Source organism: Streptomyces sp. NPDC048361 (genome assembly GCF_040651795.1).
GTDB lineage: Bacteria > Actinomycetota > Actinomycetes > Streptomycetales > Streptomycetaceae > Streptomyces.
This window is the reverse complement of record NZ_JBEZKW010000042.1, coordinates 56,380-71,637: the sequence shown is the minus strand read 5'-3', so window position 1 is coordinate 71,637 and position 15,258 is coordinate 56,380. Positions and strand designations below refer to the sequence as shown.

Annotated in this window: 11 protein-coding genes; 7 read left to right on the top strand and 4 right to left on the bottom strand. The window is 72.3% G+C overall.

Annotated elements, in window-relative coordinates; all coding sequences use genetic code 11:
• Positions 1-666, bottom strand: a 666-nt coding sequence (locus AB0D31_RS23520) for an HAD-IA family hydrolase (protein ID WP_362726380.1), incomplete at its 3' end; no start/stop codon positions are given.
• A gap of 189 nt (positions 667-855) precedes the next feature.
• Positions 856-2,373: an FUSC family protein gene (locus AB0D31_RS23515; protein ID WP_362726377.1), complete on the bottom strand. Its 1,518-nt coding sequence runs from the start codon at positions 2,371-2,373 to the stop codon at positions 856-858.
• A 323-nt stretch (positions 2,374-2,696) separates the two neighbouring features.
• Here AB0D31_RS23515 and AB0D31_RS23510 point away from each other — a divergent pair, with 323 nt between their 5' ends.
• Entirely contained in the window at positions 2,697-3,917 is a 1,221-nt protein-coding gene (locus AB0D31_RS23510; protein WP_362726375.1) for an alpha/beta hydrolase, read from the top strand.
• Between the two features lie 133 nt (positions 3,918-4,050).
• Here the strand turns inward: AB0D31_RS23510 and AB0D31_RS23505 are convergent, their stop codons facing one another.
• On the bottom strand, positions 4,051-4,560 hold the full coding sequence (locus tag AB0D31_RS23505; protein WP_362726373.1) for a DUF664 domain-containing protein: 510 nt from the start codon (positions 4,558-4,560) through the stop codon (positions 4,051-4,053).
• A 108-nt stretch (positions 4,561-4,668) separates the two neighbouring features.
• Entirely contained in the window at positions 4,669-6,201 is a 1,533-nt protein-coding gene (locus tag AB0D31_RS23500; protein WP_362726370.1) for a UDP-N-acetylmuramoyl-L-alanyl-D-glutamate--2,6-diaminopimelate ligase, read from the bottom strand.
• 510 nt (positions 6,202-6,711) lie between these two features.
• Here AB0D31_RS23500 and AB0D31_RS23495 point away from each other — a divergent pair.
• From AB0D31_RS23495 to AB0D31_RS23470, 6 genes are all read left to right on the top strand, one after another.
• Positions 6,712-7,188 (top strand): Lrp/AsnC family transcriptional regulator, encoded by a 477-nt coding sequence (locus tag AB0D31_RS23495; protein WP_362726368.1) that lies wholly within the window; start codon positions 6,712-6,714, stop codon positions 7,186-7,188.
• A gap of 266 nt (positions 7,189-7,454) precedes the next feature.
• Positions 7,455-8,555 carry a chitinase gene (locus AB0D31_RS23490; protein WP_362726365.1) on the top strand — a complete coding sequence of 367 codons (1,101 nt, stop codon included), beginning with the start codon at positions 7,455-7,457 and terminating at the stop codon, positions 8,553-8,555.
• Between the two features lie 384 nt (positions 8,556-8,939).
• A complete protein-coding gene (locus AB0D31_RS23485; RefSeq protein ID WP_267054473.1) occupies positions 8,940-9,164 on the top strand; it encodes a type A2 lantipeptide in 225 nt (74 codons plus the stop codon).
• A gap of 76 nt (positions 9,165-9,240) precedes the next feature.
• A complete protein-coding gene (locus AB0D31_RS23480; protein WP_362726362.1) occupies positions 9,241-10,044 on the top strand; it encodes an HlyD family efflux transporter periplasmic adaptor subunit in 804 nt (267 codons plus the stop codon).
• 134 nt (positions 10,045-10,178) lie between these two features.
• Complete coding sequence (locus AB0D31_RS23475) at positions 10,179-12,320, top strand: NHLP family bacteriocin export ABC transporter peptidase/permease/ATPase subunit (RefSeq protein WP_362726360.1); 2,142 nt, start codon at positions 10,179-10,181, stop codon at positions 12,318-12,320.
• A gap of 1 nt (position 12,321) precedes the next feature.
• Positions 12,322-15,246: an NHLP bacteriocin export ABC transporter permease/ATPase subunit gene (locus tag AB0D31_RS23470; RefSeq protein ID WP_362726357.1), complete on the top strand. Its 2,925-nt coding sequence runs from the start codon at positions 12,322-12,324 to the stop codon at positions 15,244-15,246.
• The last annotated feature ends 12 nt before the right edge of the window (positions 15,247-15,258 follow it).

The window sequence follows — 15,258 nt, the reverse complement described above, 5'->3', positions numbered from 1 at the left end:
CGCCGTGCCGCCACTTGTAGCGCTCGTTCTTCTCGATGGCGGGCCCAGGAGCGGAGCGACGATGCCGCGCAGCCCCTCGACATGGCGATAGTGATGCCCTATGAGGCCGGCGACCCGAGCGGCTTCGACATGGCCGGCGGTGTCGTCCACGAACAGGCATCTGCGGGGGTCGGCACCCGCCTGCCGGGCCGCGGCCTCGAAGACCCGGGGGTCTGGCTTGGCGAATCCGAGACGGGCCGTGTTGACGACGGCGTCGAACGCGTCGGCCAAGCCGAGCAGATGGAGGTCGTCCTCCAGGCGGGTGGTGGCGTTGGACACCAGCACCAGCGGGATCCGGCCGCGTAGGCCGGCGAGGAGGGCCAGCACCTCGCCGTCCACCTCCCCGGCCACCGCGCTCCACCTCCGTACGGCCTCGTCGGCCCGGTCGGCGCCGCACGTCCCGGCGAGGTCCCGCGCCACCCGCGCCCGCCACTCCGCGTCGCTGATCACCCCGGTGACCGCATCGGCGAGCAACGCCGGCCGGAACGCCGCATCGGCCAGCGTCCCCTCGGGGAGCCCGGCGGCACGGTCGAGCGCGGTCATCCCGTCCGGATCCCACCGGCGCAGTACGCCGTCGAAGTCGCAGAGCAGGGCGTCGACGCGGGGTGGGGGTGCAGCCGTGAACACAAGGTGATCCTGCCAGGGGTGCGCAGCCCCGCTGCCTCGGGGCTGGCCGGCCTGTCCCTCACGCGCCCGCCCCGGCTGCGCTGCACCGGCCAACCCGCATCCCGGCCTGCCCGCAGCCCCGGCCGGCCCGCACGAGCGCCGTTCGGCACGAACGGGGTCCGGGGCGAAGTCCAGGTCGGACGGTGGGCGTCACGCCTCGGCGAGGGGGGAGCTGGGCGCCGCCTGGAGGGGGCTTCCCAGGCCCAGCAGGGCGCGCTCCAGCGCGTGGAGGTGGGCCAGCGCCGGGTGTTCCGCCGAGGCCGACGCGGGCTGGTCGAGTGGCAGCGGGCGGGCCGAGGCGCTCGGGGCCGAGGGGGAGGAGACCAGGACCGCCACCGCTGCCTCCACCCGCTCGCACGCCGCGGTGAGGCGCTGGTCGTGGGAGGCCTCGGCGTCGGCGGCCACGGTGGCCAGGTTGCGCGCCTCCCGGGCACAGTCGTCGAGGTATCCCAGGATCTGCCGCGCCCGCGCCTTGCGGGCCCGCACGGGGTTGAGCGGGTGCACGAGCGGCGCCAGCGAGAGCCGGACCCTGGCGAGGGTGAGCTCCAGCTGGGCGATGTGCGGCAGCGGGTCGGCGTCGTCACCGGCGAGGCGGGCCGCCGCCGCGGCGGCGGACGCGCGGACGCTGTGCAGCGCATGCCGCACCCAGGCGTCCGTCGTGGCGTGGGTGGTGATGGGCAGCACGATCAGGACGGCGAGTACGGAGCCGGCCATGCCCACGCCCGTCTCGAAGAAGCGCAGGGCCAGCAGGTCGGTGTCGAGGACACCGAGGAGCCCGTAGAGCAGGCTCGCCATGACGGTGACGCAGAGCATCATCCAGGTGTAGGAGACGGCCGCCGCGTAGAAGATCCCGAAGACGCACAGCGCGATCAGCACCGCGGTGGGTATGGGCGCCCCGTGCAGCGGCACGGCCACCGCGAGGCCGATCGCGACGCCGATGACCGTGCCCAGGACCCGGCGGAACCCGCGCACCAGGGTCTCGCCCCGCGACGTGGTGTTCACGAAGATCCACCAAGTCGCGCCGACCGCCCAGTACCAGCGGTCCGGCGACAGCAACTGGCCGACCGCGAGGGCGAATCCGGCCCCCGCCACGGCCTGCACGGCCTGCCGCGTCGTCGCCCGGTACAGCCCCCGGCCCGCCGCGGGTGCCACCACCGCCGCGGCCGCCGGCACGCCGCGCTCGTAGCACCACGCGCCGAACCGCACGGCTGCCGCGATCGCGAGGGAGAGCAGGACGGCCTCGTACAGTTCGGGCAGCTGGCTCGGCACCATGTGCAGGAACTGGGCGACGAAGAACGACATGAAGGCGAACACGCCGAGCGCGTGGCCGCGCGGACCCCAGCGCCGGGCGTAGACACCGGCACCCACGATGGCGAGGAACGCCACGTCGCGTGCGACGGGAACGCCGTGCAGCGAGGCCGCGAGGGCGAAGACGGGCAGGCCGGCCACCGGCAGCAGCGCGGTCGTCGTCGCCTGACCGCGCACGGTCGGGTCGGTGACGGTGAAGAGCGCGAGGAGGGCCGACAGGCCCCCGGTGATCGCCGCGACGAGCGAGTGGCCTGCCAGGCCGCACGCCACGACGGCGAGGCCGATCCCCAGGACGGCTCGCGACGCGCTGCGCAGCCGCAGCCTCCCCGGGTCGGGAGCCACGAACACCCTCTTCACCACGGACCCACTGCTCCTTGTCTCGGCTGGACATGAGAATGGCGCTGCGGAGACCACAGCGCCATCGACCCACCCATGACAACACTTCACGGCCCATTGGCTCAACTCGCTCGTGGGCTTCTGTGCCAATGGCCCACTGTTGAAGTGCTTCTTTCGTCCACGCAGGCCCATCGGCCCAGGCGGGCGGGCTCCCAGGCCGCGACCGCCGCCCCAGCCTTCGCGGCGCGACAGTCCCAGCCCATCGCCCCGGGCACGCCGGCTCTCAGGCCGCGAGCGCCGCCACGACCTTCGCGGTGAGACGTTCCAGATAGTCGTCGCCGGTCGGGGTGCGGACCACGGCCAGGCGCCAGTTCGACGACGAGTCCTTCTCCTTCGAGACCCTGCGGGCCGCCGGATTCACCGCCTACCAGGGCGCCGACCTCGGCGAGATCCTCGCCACCGCGCGCGCCATCGAGGACGGCGACGAGCCGAGCTGGCACCGCTCATGGAAGGCGACCGCCGAGCGGGTGGCGGCCATCGGCGAGCAGGCGCTCGTCGCCGGTCACCGGGTCAGCGCCCGCGAGGCGCTCCTGAGGGCGTCGAACTACTACCGCACCGCCGAGTTCTACCTCCGCTACACGCCCGCCACCGACCCCGAAGTGACCCTGCTGTCGACCGCCTCCCGACGGACCTTCGCCGCGGCCGTGACGCTCTTCGACACACCCGTCGAGACCGTCGCCATCCCGTACGAGGACACGACCCTGCCCGGCTACCTCTTCCTCGTGGACGACAGCGGCGCCCCGCGCCCCACCGTCATCTACACCAACGGTTACGACTCCACGGCGGAGGAGTCCTACTTCGTGATCGCGGCGGCCGCCCTGCGCCGCGGCTACAACGTGCTCGCCTTCGACGGGCCCGGGCAGGGCGCGGTGCTGCGGGAGCAGAAGATCGTCTTCCGCCCCGACTGGGAGGCGGTGTCCACCCCGGTCGTGGACTACGCGCTGACGAGGCCGGAGATCGACCCGGGCCGCATCACCCTGTTCGGGTACAGCCTCGGCGGGTATCTCGTGGCCCGCGCCGCCGCCCGCGACCACCGGGTGGCCGCGCTCATCCTCGACGACGGCGTCCTCGACTTCGCCGGCGCCTTCAAGCTCGCCCTCCCGCCCGAGGTCGTCTCCTGGATCGACGAGGGCCGCGACGAGCCGGCCGAGGCCGCCCTCGCGGCGGCCGCCGCCGAGAACACCCAGGTGCGGTGGGCCCTCAACAACGGCGTCTGGGCACTCGGCGCCCAGTCCTACGTGGACCTCATGCGCCGAGGCCGCGCCTACACCCTCGAAGGCTGCGCGGACAAGATCGTCGCCCCCACGCTGATCCTGGACGCCGAGAACGACCAGTTCTTCAAGGGGCAGCCCCATCAGCTCGCGGAGAAGCTCGTCAACGCCCCCGCCACTCTGGTCACGCTGTCGGAGGCCGAGGGCGCCGGCGAGCACTGCCACGTCGGCGCGTTCCACCGCGCCCACCAGGTCATGTTCGACTGGCTCGACACGGTCCTGCCGACGTCCGCCTGAACCGCGCCCTGCGGCCCCCGGCACGGGCGGCGTGCTGCCTGCCGGGACGGCACGGGCGGCGTGCATGCCGGGGCCGGCGGCGTGCATGCCGGGGGCAGCCGGGCCAGGGCGTGCAGCGGGCCCCGCCGTCGGTTCAGTGGCCCTTCAACAGGCCCCGTACGTACGCGGCCTGCCCGGCGTGCTGGAGGTCGTCGCCGATGACGCTGATCAGCCGGACGCCGAGCGTCACGTGCGGAGTCCACCGCTCGTCGACGACACGGTCGAGCGCCGCGTCGTCCAGGCCCCGGACGAACGCCAGGGTCTGGGCGTGGACGGCGTCGTAGTAGCCGCGCAACTGCTCGGCGGAGATGTCCTTGACCGCCGCCACCTGCTCGGCCGTGTGCCCGTATCCGGTCTCCTCGTCGCCGAGTGCCAGACCGAACCGGTCGGCCCAGCCCTTGCCCGTCCACACCTGGTCCGCGCCGGCGGCGTCGGCGATGTGGTCGTCCTGGACGCGCGTCAGATGCCACACCAGCCAGCCGATCGAGTTCGCCTCGCCGTCCGGCCGGAACGCGAGTTCCTCGGCCGAAAGACCCTCGACGGCGGCGTGCACTTCCTCCTGGACACGTCCGAACGCGTCCGCCACAACCTCTGCAGTGTTCATCCGTCCATCCTCACGCCATCGCTCCGGCCACGGGCGTCGCTGCCCGCTCGACGCCCCGCGCGTGCCCCGTTCGCCACCATCCTCACAAAAACCAGCGGCCGCGGCCCGTCAGCCGTCGAGCGCGGACATCGCCGCGGGCGCCCCGGAGAGCTCGCCGGCGAGTTCGCGTACGACGGCCATGTCGCTGAAGGGGATCAGCCGGTCCTGGACGATCTGGTGCGGTTCGCTGCCCTTCCCCGCGACGAGGACGATGTCGTGCGGCCCCGCGGCGGCCAGCGCCGACTCGATCGCCCGGCGCCGGTCGGCGACGCGCTCGAAGGGGGTGCCGGTCGACGCGACGCCGGGGGCGATCTGATCGAGGATCGCCTCGGGGGACTCGGTGCGCGGGTTGTCCGAGGTGAGGACGCACAGGTCGGAGAGGCGTCCGGCGATCTCGCCCATGGCCGCACGCTTGGTGGTGTCGCGGTCGCCGCCGCAGCCGAAGACGGTGATGACCCGGGCCGTGGCGAAGGTGCGGATCGCGGTGAGGATCTTCTCCAGCGAGTCCGGCGAGTGCGCGTAGTCGACGATCACGCAGGTCCCCCGCCCGGTCACATGGCGCTCGAACCGGCCCGGTACCGGCGGCATCGACCGCAGCGCGCCGACGACCACGTCCAGGTCGTGGCCGAGCAGATGGCAGGTGGCGAGGGTGGCGAGCGCGTTCGACACGGAGAAACGGCCGGGGACGGGGATCGCCGCCGGGTAGGCGCGCCCCTGGTGGTGCAGGGTGAACCGGCTGCCGGCGGCGTCCATCGCGATGTCGGCTGCCCGGTAGTCCGCCTCCGTATCGAGGGCGTACGTGGTGGTCGCGTCCGGCATCAGCCGGCGCACGGTGGCGCCCAGCGGGTCGTCGAGGTTGACCACGGCACGGCGGCACAGGCCCTGGAACAGCCGCAGTTTGGCGTTGCCGTAGTTCTCCATCGAGCCGTGGTCGTCCAGGTGGTCCTGGGTCAGGTTGGTGAAGACCCCGAGATCGATGTGGGCGTCGTCGGCGCGGTGGGTGAGCAGCGCCATGGAGGTGGCCTCCAGCACCACGCCGCTCGTGGCCCGGTCGCGCATGTATCCCAGCAGGTACTGCAGGTCGGGTGCTTCCGGCGTGGTCAGGACCGACCGGGGCATGGGGACGCGCTCGTCGCCGATCCGGCTGCCGGAGGTGCCGATGACACCCACCCGCGCGCCCGTGGCGATCCGGAGGACCGACTCGACCATGTAGGACACCGAGGTCTTGCCGTTGGTGCCGGTCACCGCCACCACGTCCATCGAGCGGCCCGGTTCGCCGTAGTAGCGGGACGCGATCGCCGAGGCCGCCACCCGGGTGTCCGGCACGCGTACGACGCACAGGCCGTCCGCGGGCGCACAGGTGCCCTTTCCCTCCGCTCCCTCCGCTCCCTCCGCTCCCTCCACGAGGACGGCCACCGCCCCGAGTTCGACGGCCCGGGCCACACCGTCGGGTCCCCCTTCGTGGTGGCCCGGCACGGCGAAGTACATCGCGCCGGGGGTCACCCGGTGGGCGTCGAACGTGGGCGGCGCGCCGATCACCGTGTCGGTGTCGCCGTGGAGGACCTCGTGGCGAAGGCCTTGCAGGAGCTCGTTCAGTTGCATAGCTGTCCCCTCGATGGCGGACGGCCGGCGCGCGCCGTGAGGAACGGGCCGGACACCGCGGTGATGACCATGGACCTGGCAGTCCGGCGCCCGTGAGGGTGCCCGACGGTCGGGGATCGTGCTGGTGGGGCCGGCGCGGTCCGGAGGCGGGGCGTCGGCGGCCGGCGCGGCGAAGCGGGGCGGCGGCGTGGAGTGGATCCGTACGAGATGCGCGCCGTACTCACGCGGCTTCGAGATCGGCGGCACAGCGGCCCGGTGACATACGACTCGACGCTGCGCGAGTCTACGCCCGGCGGGACAGGGTGATCACCCACGCCGATCCCCGCCCCCCGGGGAACGACCATCGCCCACACGGGCCCCCGCCCACCGGGGAACGATCGTCGCCCACGCGGGTCCGCGCCCGGCGCGCTGCGAGGACAGCTCGCCGAGGCGGACCATCGGTACAGTCGCAACCCAGTCAGTCGAACCAGCCCACCAGCCGGAACACCGAGAGAAGGGACCCGACGAGACGTGGCCGTGGACACCCTCGACACCCGGATTCTGCGCCTGCTGATCGAGCAGCCGCGCACCAGCATCCGTGAGTACGCCCGCATCCTCGGCGTCGCCCGCGGCACGCTCCAGGCGCGGCTCGACCGCATGGAGCGGGACGGTGTGATCACCGGCACCGGTCCTGTGCTCTCCCCCGCGGCCCTCGGCCACCCGGTGCTCGCCTTCGTCCACATCGAGGTGACCCAGGGGCACCTCGACGAGGTGGGTGACGGGCTGGCAGCCGTGCCCGAGATCATCGAGGCGTTCTCGATCACCGGCGGCGGCGATCTGCTGACCCGCGTGGCGGCCCGCGACAACGCGCATCTCGAAGACGTCATCCAAAGGCTCATCCGGCTTCCGGGGGTCGTACGCACCCGCACCGAGGTGGCGCTGCGCGAGCGGGTCGCGCACCGGCTGCTGCCGCTGGTCGAGTCGGTGGGCCACGCCGCAGCGCGCTGAACGCACCCACAACCGGACGGCTGGGCGGCCGGACGGATGAGCGGCCGGACGGATGAGCGGACGGGAGGGCGGACGGACGGGAGGCAGAAGACCCAACTCCCGCACGTGCGCGGGCGATTGACGGTAGGTCTGGACCAATCTACGGTGTGGGGCGCCACTCCTCGTACCTCCTTCAGGCCCCCCACGGTTCCGTCAGGTCCCCCCACGGTCCGGATCCGCCGCGCCCCCGCTCCAGCAGCGGCGCTCCCGGAGCCAAGGAGCACAGCATGATCGGTCGTACGGTACGTCTACTGGGAGTCGGCCTGGTGCTGGCGCTCGCCACGCAGGCCCCGGTCGCCGCCGCACAAGCCCCCGGCGCCGCCCAGGCTCCGGTCGCTGCCGCGTCGAAGGCGTCGAGCGCGTCGAGCGCGGACACCTGCGCGGTCAAGCCGCGCCCCTCCGGCAAGGTGCTCCAGGGCTACTGGGAGAACTGGGACGGGGCCGCCAACGGCGTTCACCCGCCGCTGGGCTGGATACCCCTCACCGACTCCCGGATCCGCACCCACGGATACAACGTCCTCAACACCGCCTTCCCCGTGATCCGTTCGGACGGCACCGTCCTGTGGGAGGACGGCATGGACGCGACGGTGAAGGTGCCCACGCCCGCCGAGATGTGCCAGGCCAAGGCGGACGGCCAGACGATCCTCATGTCCATCGGCGGGGCCGCGGCCGGCATCGACCTGAGTTCCAGCGCCGTCGCCGACCGGTTCGTGGCGACGATCGTGCCGATCCTGAAGCGGTACAACTTCGACGGCATCGACATCGACATCGAGACCGGCCTGGTGGGCAGCGGGAACATCGCCACGCTCTCCCCCTCGCAGGCCAACCTCATCCGCATCATCGACGGCGTCCTGGCGCAGATGCCGGCCGGCTTCGGCCTGACGATGGCGCCGGAGACCGCGTACGTCACCGGCGGCAGCGTGACGTACGGCTCGATCTGGGGCGCCTACCTGCCGATCGTGAAGAAGTACGCCGACAACGGCCGGCTGTGGTGGCTCAACATGCAGTACTACAACGGCAGCATGTACGGCTGCTCCGGCGACTCCTACGAGGCCGGCACGGTCGCCGGGTTCACCGCGCAGACCAGCTGCCTCGACAAGGGCCTCACCGTCCAGGGCACCACGGTCAAGGTCCCCTACGACAAGCAGGTCCCCGGACTGCCCGCCCAGCCCGGGGCGGGCGGTGGCTATATGACACCCGGTCAGGTGTCGCAGGCGTGGAACACCTACGGCGGCCGGCTCAAGGGCCTGATGACCTGGTCCCTCAACTGGGACGGCTCGAAGAACTGGACGTTCGGCGACAACGTGAAGGCGCTCCAGGGGCGTTGAGGTGTCCTGGGCGTGCCACCCAGGCAAGCGGAAGGACGCCTTCCGAGAACCTGCACATCCCGTGCGCAGACCCGTTACCGAGGCGGCTGCCAGGCTTTCGGACGCCGCCCCGGACAGCGGCTTTGGTGCGGGAGTGTCCCACTTCGGATAAACCTGGAAAGGGAAAAGTACGGGCTTCGGGAATTCATCTCGTGAAGCTCGTGAAGAACCTGCCACCAAATCATGAACGTGCCTGCACGCACTGCCAATTCGAAGGGGGACACACGGCCTGCTCAGTGCCGCGGCGATTGGCTGCGCACGCAGTCGGCGTGTTTTGATCCTGGCCACTGCGGGAGCACCGGCAAGGAGTTCCCGATAGGAAATGTCCCCATGAAAGGCAGAACCATGAACAACGCTCAGGTTGAGACCCTCGAGATCTCCGACGCCGACCTCGACAACGTCTCCGGCGGCCTGGTCGGCACCGCTCTCTCCAACGTGACCGGCACCGCCGACTCCGTGCTCCCCGTCTCCGGCATCGTCAACTCGGTGACGGGCCTCGTCGGTTCGGTCACCGGTGTGAACACCGGCGCCGTCACGGGCCTGGCCACCGGTCTCGTCGCCGGTCTCTGAGATCGCGTTCGAGCCCCGGAACCCGACACGGTTCCGGGGCTCATTGCCGATGGTTCACGGGTGAGGGAAGAGTTCCGTGCAGTTTCGCCAACAGGCCCTTTCCAAACTGCAGTCGCCGGAGGAACTCGACCTGCCGGTGCGTTTCGCGCGCCCGCAGGGCAGGCTTGTCCTTCTGGTCACTGTGGTGGTGATGGCCGCCGCCTGTCTCTGGGCGATAAAGGGGTCCGTCTCCGCCACGATCGACGCGCCCGGAATCCTCACGCATGCCCAGGGCAGCTATGTCCTGCAGAGCCCCGTGGCGGGCCAGATCACCGCGGTGTTGGCCAAGGAGGGCCAGACGCTGGCCGCCGACGCGCCCCTGCTCAAGGTCCGCACCGCTCAGGGCGACCGGACCGTCCGTGTGATCGCCGCGGGCCGTCTCACCGGCCTCGCCGCGACGATCGGCTCGGTGGTCGCCACCGGAGCGGACGTGGCGAGCGTGGAACGCACCGGCGGCCCCGACGACCCGCTGGTGGTCATGGTGTACGTGCCCGGTGACGGCGGGGCCGAGGTGCCCGTGGGCGCCCGCGTCGACCTCACCGTGCAGTCCGTGCCGTCCGACCGGTACGGAGTGCTGCGCGGGCGGGTGGCCGCCGTCGGCAGGGCGCCGCAGTCCAGCCGTCAGATCGCCGCCTTCCTCGGCGACGCACGGCTCGCCGAGCAGTTCTCGCGGCAGGGCAGGCCGGTGGGAGTGCTCGTACGCCTCGACCGCGCGCCCACGGCGTCCGGCTACCGCTGGTCGTCGGCCGGCGGGCCGCCGTTCGCCGTCGACTCCATGACCCCGGCCACCGCCACCGTCCATCTGGCCGACCGGCGTCCCCTCGATTGGCTGCTCCCGTGACCGCACCGCGTACCGCACCCCCCTCCCCCGGACTTCCGCCCGCAGGACACGGCCGTGGCAGGGGCGCACCGGCCGGTGGCGCCCGCCGTTCCCGCGGCCGCCGCCAGGCGCCCGCGCCCCGCAGTACTCCGAGCGTGCGCACCCCCACCGTGCTCCAGATGGAGGCGCTCGAATGCGGCGCCGCCTCGCTCGCCATGGTGCTCGCCCACCACGGGCGCCATGTGCCCCTGGAGGAGCTGCGCATCGCCTGCGGTGTCTCGCGCGACGGCTCGCGGGCCAGCAACATCCTGAAGGCGGCGCGCAGTTACGGGCTCACCGCCAAGGGCATGCAGATGGAACCGGCCGCGCTCGCCGAGGTGCGGGCGCCGGCCATCCTGTTCTGGGAGTTCAACCACTACGTGGTGTACGACGGCACGGGGCGCCGGCTCGGGCGTCGCGGCGTACACATCAACGACCCCGACAAGGGGCGCCGTTTCGTGGCGTCGGAAGACTTCGACACCAGCTTCACCGGCGTCGTCCTGGTCCTGGAGCCCGGCCCCGGCTTCCGGCGCGGCGGCCGCAGGCCCGGTGTCCTGTCCGCGCTGCCCGCGCGGCTGCGCGGCACCACCGGCACGATGCTCGCCTCGCTGCTCGCGAGCCTGCTCCTGGTGGCCGTCGGCGCGACACTGCCCGCGCTGAGCCGTACGTACATCGACCTGTTCCTGATAGGCCATCAGGATTCGCTGCTGGGTGTGCTGTTCGCGTCGATGGGCACCATGGTGGCGCTCACCGTCGTCCTGACCTGGCTCCAGCAGGCCAATCTGCTGCGCGGGCGCATCATCTCCTCCACCCTCGGCAGCGCCCGCTTCTTCCGGCATCTGCTGCGGCTGCCGGTCACGTTCTTCGCGCAGCGCAGCCCCGCCGACCTCGTCCAGCGCCTCCAGTCCAACGACGCGGTCGCCGAGACGCTGGCACGGGATGTGACCGCGGCCGCCGTCGACGGCGTCGTCGTGCTGCTCTACGCGTTCCTGCTGTGGACCTACGATCCGCAGCTGACCGTCGTCGGCGTCGCCATCGCGCTGCTCAACGTCGTCGCGATGCGTGTGGTGGTGCGGCTGCGGGCCACCGGCACCCAGAAGCTGCGCGCCGACAGCGCCCGCCTCACCAACACCTCTTACACCGGGCTCCAGTTGATCGAGACGATGAAGGCGACCGGCGGTGAGAACGGGTTCTTCCGGCGGTGGGCAGGGCAGCATGCCACCACCCTCGACGAGCAGCAGCGGCTCGGGGTGCCGAGCGCCTGGCTCGGCGTGGTCGCGCCCGCGCTCGCCACGCTCAACAGCGCCCTGATCCTGTGGATCGGCGGGCTGCGGGCGGTGGAGGGGCATCTCTCGATCGGTCTGCTCGTCGCGTTCCAGGCGCTCGTGACCCGCTTCACCGCGCCGGTCACTCGTCTCAACGGAGTGGCGGGGCGCATCCAGGACTTCGCGGCCGACGTGGCCCGCCTCAAGGACGTCGAGAACTTCCCCGTGGACGCGCTGCACGCGCGCCCCGAGCCGCCCGCCAGCACTCGCCGCCTCAAGGGCCATGTGACGCTGGAGGACATCACGTTCGGCTACAGCCCGCTCGACAAGCCGCTGCTCACCGGGTTCTCGCTGACCGTCGGGCCGGGCCGGCAGGTGGCCCTGGTCGGTGGCTCGGGAAGCGGCAAGTCGACGGTTTCCCGGCTCATTTCGGGGCTCTATGCGCCCTGGGAGGGCACCATCCGCATCGACGGACAGCGCCTTGAGGACATTCCGCGCGGGGCGCTCGCCGCGTCGGTGTCCTTCGTCGACCAGGACGTCTTCCTCTTCGAGGGCACGGTGCGGGACAACATCGCGCTGTGGGACCCCTCGATCCCGGACGACGCCGTGATCGCCGCCCTCAAGGATGCGGCCCTGTACGACGTGGTCGCGCGCCGCCCCGGGGGCATCCACAGCCGGGTCGAGCAGGACGGGCACAACTTCTCCGGTGGTCAGCGCCAGCGCCTGGAGATCGCCCGGGCGCTGGTGCGCATGCCCAGCATCCTCGTCCTCGACGAGGTGACCAGCGCCCTGGACGCCGAGACCGAGCACGTCATCATCGACAATCTGCGGCGCCGGGGCTGCGCCTGCGTGGTCATCGCGCACCGTCTGAGCACGGTCCGCGACAGCGACGAGATCGTGGTCCTCGACCACGGGACCGTCGTGGAGCGCGGTCGCCACGAGGAGCTCGTCGCGGCCGCGGGGCCCTACGCCGAGCTGGTCAGGGAGCACTGAGATGACCTCGGCGCACCCCTTCGCGCACGCCGCGTCTCATCCGGACGCCGACCATTCGGACGCCGGCCGTCCGGACGCCGGTCATCCGGGCACCGGCCACCCTCCGGACGCCCAGGGGCACGACCCGGTCGTCGCCGCGCTCGGCGGACTCGGGCAGCACATCGACTGCACCGGCCTGCCCGGTTTCTCACTCCAGGGCCCCCAGGTGCTGTGGCTCGTGGTGAGCGGCGCCCTCGACCTGTTCGCTGTCGACGCGGCGGACGGCGGCCACTGGCACTTCCTGGGCCGTCTCGAACCGGGCACCCTGCTCCTGGGCCCCGTCGAGGGCCCGCGCCACACCCTGGTCGGCCGCCCCCTGCGGGGGTGCGTGCTACGCCGCATCGCGCTGCGCGAGCTGTACCGGCCCGCGTACGCGCCGGGGTACGAAGGCTCGTATCCGGGCGGCTACGACACCGGGGACGCGGCCCTGAGCCTGCTGGAACACGCCTTCTCGCTCGGGACGGGACGCGGTCAACGCGTGCTGTTCGAGGCCCCGTTGGACGGTCGTACGGCGCTCGACGACGCGGTGGCCGACGACGACAACCTGTGGCTCGCGGTGGCGCCGGGCAGTGTCCAGTACGGGGCGGCGTTCAGCGCCGAGGCGGCGGGCGACCTCCTGGTCGACGCCTCCCTGTGGCAGGGCATGGTCAATCAGCAGTACCGGCTGCTTTCGGCGCTCGACCGCTGGATCGAGCGCATGGAGCGCGCCCACGAGGACCGCACCGCGGCCGGGATCAAGGCCGGCGAGACCGTTCGCGAGGAGGCGGACCGGGCGCTGCTCACCTCCATCGGCCGCCCCCGCGGCTCCGCCTCGCGGGCCGCGGCCCCGGGCGACGACGCGACGTACGCGGCCTGCCGGCTCGTCGCCGGCGCCGCCGGCATCACCCTGGCCGAGCCCTCCCTCGGCGGCGCGGTCAGCGACCGGATCGACCCCGTCGAGCGGGTCGCGGCCGGCTCCCGTATCCGTACCCGCCCGGTACGGCTCGACGGGCGCTGGTGGCGCGAGGACTCCGGCCCGCTGGTGGGCCGGCGCACGAGCGGCACCCCGGTCGCGCTGTTGTGGCGGCGCGGCGGGTACGACGCGGTGCATCCGGCGTCGGGCCGGCGCACCCGGGTGGACGCGGGCAACGCCGACGAGTTCGAGCCGCGCGCCGTGATGCTGTACCGGCCGCTGCCCGAACGGCCGCTGAGCGCCTGGGGGTTGCTGCGGTTCAGCCTGCGCGGCACCCGCCCCGATCTGCGCCGACTGCTGCTGGCGGGCCTGGTGACGGTGGCGCTCGGCGCGCTGGTGCCGCTCGCGACGGGGCAGGTGCTCGGCACCTACGTGCCACGCGCCGAGACCGGTCTCATCGTCCAGGTGTCACTGGCCGTCGTGGTCAGCGCCATCGTGTCGGCCGCGTTCACACTGCTCCAGAACCTCACCATCCTGCGCATGGAGGGGCGTATCGAGGCAACCCTCCAACCCGCCGTGTGGGACCGCCTGTTGAGGCTGCCCACGAAGTTCTTCGCCGGGCGTTCCACCGGTGAGCTGGCCAGTGCCGCGATGGGTGTCGGCGCGATCCGCCGGGTCCTGTCGGGCACCGCTCCCGTGGTTGTGCAGGCGGGCACGGTCGGGCTGGTCAACCTGGTCCTGCTGCTGTGCTTCAGCGTGCCGCTCGCCCTGGTCGCGATCGCCGTGCTCGTGGTCATCGCGGCGGTGTTCCTCGCCATGGGGATGTGGGAGCTGCGCTGGCAGCGCCGCCTCGTCGAGCTGGGCAACAAACTCAACAACCAGGCGTTCCAGACCCTGCGCGGCCTGCCCAAGCTGCGGGTCGCCGCGGCCGAGAGCTTCGCCTACGGCGCGTGGGCCGGCGAGTTCGCCCGCAGCCGAGAACTCCACAAGCGGGCCGGGCGGATCAAGAACATGACGACGGTACTCAACGCCGTCTATCTGCCGTTGTGTTCGCTCCTGATGTTCGCCCTGCTCGCGGGCCCGGCCCGCGGCTCGCTGTCGGCCGGCGCGTTCCTGACGTTCAACACCGCCGTGACGATGCTGCTCACCGCGGTCACCCAGCTCACCGGGGCGTTCATCTCGGCGGCCGCGGTGCTGCCCATGTTCGAGCAGATCAAGCCGGTCCTCGACGAGGCGCCCGAGGTGCGCGGGGCCAGCACCCAGCCCGGTGTCCTCTCGGGCGGGATCGAGGCGCGGGGGATGTCCTTCCGCTACACCGACGACGGGCCGCTCGTCCTGGACGACGTCTCCCTGAAGGTGGCGCCGGGCGAGTTCGTGGCGGTCGTCGGCCCCAGCGGCTGCGGCAAGTCGACCCTGCTGCGCCTGCTCATCGGCTTCGACGACCCGGTGGCGGGCAGCGTCCTGTACGACGGCCAGGACCTGGCCGCCCTGGACCGGGCCGCGGTACGCCGGCAGTGCGGGGTCGTGCTGCAGAACGCCCAGCCGATCTCCGGGTCGATCCTGGAGTGCATCTGTGGGGCGGAGGTGTTCAGCCAGGAGGAGGTGTGGGAGGCGGCCGCGATGGCGGGGCTCGCCGAGGACATCAAGCGGATGCCGATGGGCCTGCACACCATGATCTCCGGCGGGGACGCCATCTCGGGTGGCCAGCGCCAGCGCCTCATGATCGCCCAGGCGCTGGTGCGGCGCCCCCGCGTCCTCTTCTTCGACGAGGCCACGAGCGCCCTCGACAACGAGACCCAGCGCACCGTGATCGAAAGCACCAGGAGCCTCGACGCCACCCGTGTCGTCATCGCCCACCGGCTCTCCACGGTCCTGGACGCCGACCGCGTGATCGTCATGGCCGAGGGCCGCGTGGTGCAGGAGGGTCCGCCCGCCGCGCTCCTCGCCGATCCCCGCGGACACCTGCACGAGTTGGTGCGACGGCAGCTGCTCTGAAGGGCCCGCGCG

Coding starts and splice junctions, on each gene's coding strand:
- AB0D31_RS23505 (WP_362726373.1), bottom strand. CDS start 4,560: ATGAACACTGCAGAGGTTGTGGCGGACGCGTTCGGACGTGTCCAGGAG.
- AB0D31_RS23500 (WP_362726370.1), bottom strand. CDS start 6,201: ATGCAACTGAACGAGCTCCTGCAAGGCCTTCGCCACGAGGTCCTCCAC.
- AB0D31_RS23490 (WP_362726365.1), top strand. CDS start 7,455: ATGATCGGTCGTACGGTACGTCTACTGGGAGTCGGCCTGGTGCTGGCG.
- AB0D31_RS23485 (WP_267054473.1), top strand. CDS start 8,940: ATGAACAACGCTCAGGTTGAGACCCTCGAGATCTCCGACGCCGACCTC.
- AB0D31_RS23470 (WP_362726357.1), top strand. CDS start 12,322: ATGACCTCGGCGCACCCCTTCGCGCACGCCGCGTCTCATCCGGACGCC.